Here is a 7,563-nt window from a genome sequence, read left to right on the forward strand (position 1 = left end):
GGAAAAAGCAGGCTTGACTGTTTCTTTCTCGGGCGGCACGCTGGGGCCGTGCCCCCCGCACCGACCCGCGAGCCGCAGCCTCCGACCCGCGTACCGCAGCAGGAGCGCAGCCGCGCCACCCAGGCCCGACTCCTGCACGCCACGGTCGACGCCCTGGTGGAGCGCGGCTGGTCCGGCACCACCACGATCGAGGTGGCCGCCCGAGCCGGCGTGTCCCGCGGCGCCCAGCTGCACCACTACCCCACCAAGGCCGCGCTGGTGACGGCGGCCGTCCAGCACCTCGCCGAGCGGCGGGCCGCCGAGATCCGCACCGAGGCCGCCGCCCTCCCGCCCGGCCCCGATCGGCCGGGCCGGGTCGTCGACATGCTCACCACGCTCTTCACCGGCCCGCTCTTCGCGGCCGCCCTTGAGCTGTGGGTGGCCGCCCGCACGGATCCGGAGCTGCGCGCCGCGCTGGTCCCGCTCGAGGCCCGGGTGGGCCGCGAGATGCACCGGCTGACCGTCGAGCTGCTCGGCGCCGACGAGCGGGTTCCCGGCGTACGAGAGACCGTGCAGGCCACCCTCGACCTGCTGCGCGGGCTCGGCGTGGCCAACCTGCTCACCGACGATTCGGCCCGGCGCCGGGCCCTGCTCGCGGTCTGGAAGCGCCAGCTCGGCGCCGCCCTGGCCAGCACCGCCGCCCCGACCGGCAGCGCGGCCCAGGCCAGGCCCGCCGACCAGGCCGACACCGCCAACCGGGCCAGGCCCACCGACCAGGCCGGCAGCGCCGACCGGGCCAGGACCGCCGACCAGGCCGCCACCGCCACCCGGGCCCGGACCGCCGACCCGCACCCCAACCGCTGAAACCGAGAGGTGCCCATGGTCGATCTGGAGTCCCTGCTGGCGGATCTGGCCGCCGAGTCCGCCGAGCTGGACGCGCTGGTGGCACCGCTGCCGGCCGCGGACTGGTCCCGCCCCACTCCGGCGCCGGGCTGGAGCATCGCGTACCAGATCGCCCACCTGGCCTGGACCGACCACGTGGCGCGGCTGGCGGCCACCGACCCGGACGCCTTTTTCGCCTCCATCTCCCGGGCGGCCACCGACCCGGACGGCTTCGTGGACCGCGGCGCCGAGGAGTTCCTGGCGCCGCCGCCCGAGCTGCTGGACCGGTGGCGGCGCGGACGCGCCGGGCTGGCCGAGGCGCTCGCGGCGGTGCCGGACGGCGAGCGGCTGCCCTGGTACGGCACCCGGATGTCCCCCGCGTCGATGGCCACGGCCCGGATCATGGAGACCTGGGCGCACGGCCAGGATGTGGCCGACGCGCTGGGCGTCATCCGGCAGCCCACCGGTCGGCTGCGACACGTCGCCCACCTGGGCACCCGTACCCTCGGGCACAGCTTCGCGGCGCACGGCCGGCCGGCGCCGGACCGGCCGGTGCGGGTCGAACTGGCCGCGCCCGGCGCCGCGGCCGAAACCTGGTCGTGGGGGCCGCCCGACGCGGCCGACCGGGTCGCCGGCCCGGCGCTGGACTTCTGCCTGCTGGTCACCCGGCGCCGGCACCGCGCGGACCTGGCCCTCTCGGCGACCGGGCCGGTCGCCGACGAGTGGTTGGACGTCGCCCAGGCCTTCGCCGGTCCGCCCGGCCCCGGCCGCGACCCGGCCGGACCGTCCGTGCCAGCCCGCGACCCGGCCCGACCGTCCGACCCGGACGCTGCCGGACCGTCCGCGCCGGGCCGCGACCCGGCCGGCCCGGCCGGTTCCGGTACGTCGAGAGCGGTCGACCGGTGACCACGCCGCTGCGGATCGGCAACGCCTCCGGCTTCTATGGTGACCGCTTCGCGGCCTGGCGGGAGATGCTCTCCGGCGGCGACCTCGACGTGCTGACCGGCGACTACCTGGCCGAGCTGACCATGCTGATCCTGGCCCGGGACCGGCTCAAGGACCCCGCCCTCGGCTACGCGCGCACCTTCCTGCGCCAGCTGGAGGAGTGCCTGGGCACCGCCGTCGAGCGCGGAGTCAAGATCGTGACCAACGCCGGCGGGCTCAACCCGGCCGGCCTGGCCGATGCGCTGCGCTCGCTGGCCGACCGGCTCGGCGTGTCGGTGCGGGTCGGACACGTCACCGGGGACGCGATCGACCGGCCCGACGCGCTCGCCGCGAACGCGTACCTCGGCGGTTTCGGCATCGCGGCCTGCCTGCGGGCCGGGGCCGACATCGTGGTGACCGGCCGGGTGACCGACGCGTCCCTGGTGGTGGGTCCGGCGGCCGCGCACTTCGGCTGGCGGGGCGCGGACCTCGACGCGCTGGCCGGGGCCACCGTGGCCGGGCACCTGATCGAGTGCGGCGCGCAGGTGACCGGCGGCAACTTCAGCTTCTTCACCGAGCTGCCCGACGGTGGCCGGCGACCCGGGTTCCCGATCGCGGAGGTGTCCGCCGACGGGTCCGCGGTGATCACCAAGCATCCGGGGACGGGCGGGGCGGTCACCGTCGAGACGGTGACCGCGCAGCTGCTGTACGAGATCGGCGGCCCGGAGTACGTCGGCCCCGACGTGGTGGCCCGGCTGGACACGGTGCGGCTCGGCCCGGACGGCCCGGAGCGGGTACGCGTCGACGGGGTGCGCGGCACGCCGCCGCCGGACACCCTGAAGGTGGGCGTGGCGAACCTCGGCGGGTTCCGCAACGGCATGACGTTCGTGCTCTGCGGGCTGGACATCGAGGCCAAGGCCGAGCTGGTCCGGGCGCAGCTCACCGACGCGGTGGGCCCGGACGGCCTGGAGTTCACGCTGGCCCGGACAGATCATCCGGACGCGGCCGAGACCGAGGCGGCCAGCGCGTTGCTGCACGTGAACCTGCGGGCCGACGAGCCGAAGCGGGCCGGCCGGGCGTTCTCGGCGGCGGCCGTGGAGCTGGCCCTCGCCTCGTACCCGGGCTGCACCCTGACCACCCCGCCCGGCGACGCCCGCCCGTACGGCGTCTTCACCGCGGAGTACGTGCCGCAGGACTCGGTCGAACACCTGGCCGTGCTGCCCGGCGGCGACCGGCTGCCCATCCCGGCGCCGTCGGCCACCTCCGCGGCCCGTTTGCAGGGGACCCTTCCTATACAAAAAGCGATAACAAGGGGCCCTTCCTTTCCTTCCAGCCGGCGGGGGGCGCTGGGGGAGCTGGTGGGGGCGCGGTCCGGGGACAAGGGCGGGGACGCCAACCTCGGCGTCTGGGCCCGCACCGAGCCGGCGTACGCCTGGCTGCGCGGTTGGCTCACCGCCGACCGGCTGCGCGAGCTGCTGCCGGAGACCGCCGAGCTGGCCATCGACCGGTACGAGCTGCCCAACCTGCGGGCGGTCAACTTCGTGCTGCGCGGCCTGCTCGGCGAGGGCGTGGCCGCCTCCACCCGGTTCGACCCGCAGGCCAAGGCGCTCGGTGAGCTGCTCCGAGCGCGGATCGTCGACCTGCCCGACCTGCCCGACCTGCCGCCGGACCCGGTCGACGGCCCGCGCCCGGCCACGCCGGACAGCCAGGACCGCCCGCGCCCGCCCGCACCGGACAGCCAGGACAGCCCGCGCCCGGCCGCGCCGGACCGCCCGGCCGTGCCGGACAGCCCGGCCGCACCGGACAGCCCGGCCGCACCGGACCGCTCGGCCGTGCCGGACAGCCCGGCCGCACCGGACGGCTCGCGCCCGGCCGTGCCGGACAGCCCGGCCGCACCGGACCGCCCGCGCCCGGCCGTGCCGGACAGCGCGGGTGGGAGGCCGGGATGAGCCTGGTGGACACGCCGGAACGGCGGCAGTTGCGCGAGCTGACCCGGTCGTTCGTGACCCGCGAGGTGCTGCCCCACCTGGCCGACTGGGAGCGGGCCGGGGAGGTGCCGCGCGGCCTGCACCGGAAGGCGGCCGAGCTGGGACTGCTCGGGATCGGCTTCCCCGAAAAGGTCGGCGGCAGCGGCGGCGACCTGCTCGACTCCATCGTGGTCACCGAGGAGATCATCCGAGCGGGCGGCTCCTCCGGGCTGGTGGCGGCGCTGTTCACGCACGGCATCGCGCTGCCGCACATGGTGGCCGCGGCCGGCGCCGCTCCCGGGCTGCCGAGCCCGGCCGGCGCCGCTCCCGGGCTGCCGAGCCGGGCCGGCGCCGCTGCCGGGCTGCCAAGCCGGGCCGGTGGCCACCCCGGCGCGGCCGCCGGCCGGGCCGCCGAAGGCCTGGTCGAGCGGTACGTCCGGCCGACGCTGGCCGGCGAGAAGATCGGCGCGCTGGCCGTCACCGAGCCGGACGGCGGTTCCGACGTCGCGGGGATCCGCACCACCGCCCGGCTGGACGGCGAGCACTACGTGGTGAACGGCACGAAGACGTACATCACCAGCGGGATCCGGGCCGACTTCGTCACCACGGCGGTCTGCACCGGTGGCCTGGCCGGCGCCGGGCCGGTGTCGCTGCTGGTCATCGACAAGGGGCTGCCCGGCTTCACCGTGGGTCCGCCGCTGGCCAAGATGGGCTGGCACTGCTCGGACACCGCCGAGCTGTCCTTCGCCGATGTACGGGTGCCGGCCGCCAACCTCGTCGGGCCGGCCGACACCGGCTTCCTGCAGATCATGCAGCACTTCGCCGCCGAGCGGCTGTCCCTGGCCACCAGCGCGTACGCCACGGCGCAGCGATGCTGTGACCTGACCGTGCGGTGGTGCCGGGACCGGCACACGTTCGGCCGCCCGCTGGCCACCCGGCAGGTGATCCGGCACCGGCTGGCCGAGATGGCCACGGTGACCGAGGCGGCGCGCAGCTTCGTGCACGACGTGGCCACCCGGGTCGCCACCGGCCAGCCGCTGGTGGCCGAGGTGGCGATGGCCAAGAACGTGGCGGTGGCCGCCTGCGACCGGGTGGTGGACGCCGGGGTGCAGCTGCACGGCGGCTTCGGCTACCTGCGCGACGCCGAGGTCGAGCGGCACTACCGGGACGCCCGCATCCTCGGCATCGGCGGCGGCACCACCGAGATCATGAACGAGATCATCGCGAAGGGCATGGGGATCTGACATGACCGTGCTGCGCGCCGCGCCGGTGACCGGCGACGCCAACCGGGCCGCATCGCCGGCCCGGGACGCCAACCGGGCCGCCATGCTGGAGCGGCTGGCCGAGCTGGACACGGCGCTCGACCAGGCCCGCGCCGGTGGCGGCGAGAAGTATGTGACCCGGCACCACGACCGGGGCAAGCTGCTGCCGCGGGAACGGATCGAGCTGCTGCTGGACCGGGACGCGCCGTTCCTGGAGCTGTCCCCGGTGGCCGGCTGGGGCACCGACTTCCCGGTCGGCGGCAGCGTGGTGACCGGAATCGGCGTGGTCGAGGGCGTCGAGTGCCTGATCGTGGCCAACGATCCGACGGTACGCGGCGGCGCGGTCAACCCGATCTCGCTGGCCAAGACCCGGCGGGCCGGGGAGATCGCGTACGCGAACCGGCTGCCCATGGTGAACCTGGTCGAGTCGGCCGGCGCCGACCTGCCCAGCCAGGCCGACATCTTCATCCCCGGCGGCCGGGTGTTCCGCGACCTGACCCGGCTGTCGGCCGCGCGCATCCCCACGGTCAGCGTGGTGTTCGGCAACGCCACGGCCGGCGGCGCGTACGTGCCGGGGATGTCCGACTTTACGATCATGATCCGGGACCGGGCCAAGGTCTTCCTGGCCGGGCCGCCGCTGGTGAAGATGGCCACCGGCGAGGTCACCGACGACGAGTCGCTGGGCGGCGCGGCCATGCACGCCACCCGGTCCGGCCTCGCGGACTTCCTGGCCGAGGACGAGCGGGACGGGATCCGGCTGGCCCGCCAGTGCGTCCGCCGGCTCAACTGGCGCAAGCAGGGCCCGCCGCCGCGCACGGCCGAGCCGGCCCCGCCCGCGTACGACCCGGAGGAGCTGCTGGACATCGCCAGCGCCGACCTCAAGGTGCCGTTCGACCCGCGCGAGGTGCTGGCCCGGGTGCTGGACGGTAGCGAGTTCGACGAGTTCAAGCCGGCGTACGGGACCGCGCTGGTGACCGGCTGGGGGGAGCTGCACGGCTGGCCGGTGGGGGTGCTGGCGAACGCCCGCGGCGTGCTGTTCAGCGCCGAGGCGCAGAAGGCGGCCCAGTTCATCCAGCTGGCCAACGCCGCCGACACGCCGCTGATCTTCCTGCAGAACACCACCGGTTACATGGTGGGCACCGAGTACGAGCAGCGCGGCATCATCAAGCACGGCGCCCTCATGATCAACGCGGTGTCCAACTCGACCGTCCCGCATCTCACGGTGAACCTGGGCGCGTCGTACGGCGCCGGCAACTACGGCATGTGCGGCCGGGCGTACGAGCCGCGGTTCCTGTTCACCTGGCCCAACGCCAAGTCCGCGGTGATGGGCCCGGCGCAGCTGGCCGGGACGCTGTCCATCGTGGCCCGGCAGGCCGCGCAGGCCCGGGGCCGGGAGTACGACGAGGAGTCCGACGCCGCCATGCGGGCCATGGTGGAACAGCAGATCGAGTCGCAGTCGGGGGCGCTGTTCCTGTCCGGCCGGCTCTACGACGACGGCGTGATCGATCCGCGGGACACCCGTACCGTCCTGGGGCTCTGCCTGTCGGCCATCCACAACGCCCCGGTGCGCGGCGCCGAGGCCTTCGGCGTGTTCCGTCACTAGGGGTGTCTCGTGATTCGTCGACTGCTCATCGCGAACCGGGGCGAGATCGCCCGCCGGATCATCGCCACCTGCCGCACCATGGGCATCGAGACCGTGGCCGTGCACTCGGACGCCGACGCCGACGCGCCGTACGTGACCGAGGCCGACACGGCGGTGCGGTTGCCGGGCAACGCGCCGGCCGAGACGTACCTGCGGATCGACCTGATCGTGGCGGCGGCCCGGCGGGCCGGCGCGGACGCCGTGCACCCGGGTTACGGCTTTCTCGCGGAGAACGCGGAGTTCGCGGCGGCCGTGGTGGACGCCGACCTGATCTGGGTGGGGCCGCCGGCCAAGGCGATCGCCGCGATGGGCGACAAGGTCGAGGCGAAGAAGCTGCTGGCCGAGGCCGGCGTGCCGATGCTGCCGACCTGGACCGACCCGGACCGGATCACCGAATTCCCGGTGCTGGTCAAGGCGGCCGCCGGCGGCGGCGGACGCGGGATGCGGATCGTCCGGGACGCCGCCGGGCTCGCCGAGGCGGTCGCGGGCGCGCGCCGGGAGGCCGCCGCGGCGTTCGGCGACGGCACGGTCTTCCTGGAGCGGTACGTCGAACGGTCCCGGCACGTCGAGGTGCAGATCTTCGGCGACACCCACGGTACGGTGCTCAGCCTCGGTGAGCGGGAGTGTTCGATCCAGCGCCGGCACCAGAAGATCATCGAGGAGGCGCCGGCCGTCATCCCCGAGGCGCTGCGCGCGGCGCTGGCCGAGGCCGCGGTGGCGGCCGGGCGGGCGGTCGGCTACGTCGGCGCCGGCACGGTCGAGTTCCTGCTGGCGCCCGCCGGCTCAGCCGGAGCGCAGCCGGAGCCGGGGTATGGCGGAGGCGAGCACCGGCCCGCCGGCTCAGCCGGAGCGCAGCCGGAGCCGGGGTATGGCGGAGGCGAGCACCGGCCCGCCGGCTCAGCCGGAG

At 75.5% G+C, this 7,563-nt stretch carries 4 protein-coding genes and 2 pseudogenes; all 6 read left to right on the forward strand.

Features of this window, described 5'->3' with window-relative positions; all coding sequences use genetic code 11:
* Positions 1 to 48: 48 nt before the first annotated feature.
* Positions 49 to 669: pseudogene (locus ACFFHU_RS28780) on the forward strand (TetR/AcrR family transcriptional regulator); the annotation flags it as partial.
* 189 nt (positions 670 to 858) lie between these two features.
* A pseudogene (locus ACFFHU_RS28785) lies at positions 859 to 1,638 on the forward strand (TIGR03084 family metal-binding protein); the annotation flags it as partial.
* Positions 1,639 to 1,763: 125 nt separating this feature from the next.
* Complete coding sequence (locus ACFFHU_RS28790; protein ID WP_377343579.1) at positions 1,764 to 3,734, forward strand: acyclic terpene utilization AtuA family protein; 1,971 nt, start codon at positions 1,764 to 1,766, stop codon at positions 3,732 to 3,734.
* On the forward strand, positions 3,731 to 4,996 hold the full coding sequence (locus ACFFHU_RS28795; RefSeq protein ID WP_377343580.1) for an acyl-CoA dehydrogenase family protein: 1,266 nt from the start codon (positions 3,731 to 3,733) through the stop codon (positions 4,994 to 4,996). The genes ACFFHU_RS28790 and ACFFHU_RS28795 overlap by 4 nt, the downstream gene beginning before the upstream one ends.
* A gap of 1 nt (position 4,997) precedes the next feature.
* Complete coding sequence (locus tag ACFFHU_RS28800) at positions 4,998 to 6,617, forward strand: acyl-CoA carboxylase subunit beta (RefSeq protein ID WP_377343581.1); 1,620 nt, start codon at positions 4,998 to 5,000, stop codon at positions 6,615 to 6,617.
* A 9-nt stretch (positions 6,618 to 6,626) separates the two neighbouring features.
* The coding region (locus ACFFHU_RS28805; RefSeq protein WP_377343582.1) for an ATP-binding protein at positions 6,627 to 7,563 on the forward strand (937 nt) is incomplete at its 3' end.

The sequence above is a fragment of the Plantactinospora siamensis genome (assembly GCF_042434095.1).
GTDB lineage: Bacteria > Actinomycetota > Actinomycetes > Mycobacteriales > Micromonosporaceae > KBS50.

Coding starts and splice junctions, on each gene's coding strand:
- ACFFHU_RS28795 (WP_377343580.1), top strand. CDS start 3,731: ATGAGCCTGGTGGACACGCCGGAACGGCGGCAGTTGCGCGAGCTGACC.
- ACFFHU_RS28800 (WP_377343581.1), top strand. CDS start 4,998: ATGACCGTGCTGCGCGCCGCGCCGGTGACCGGCGACGCCAACCGGGCC.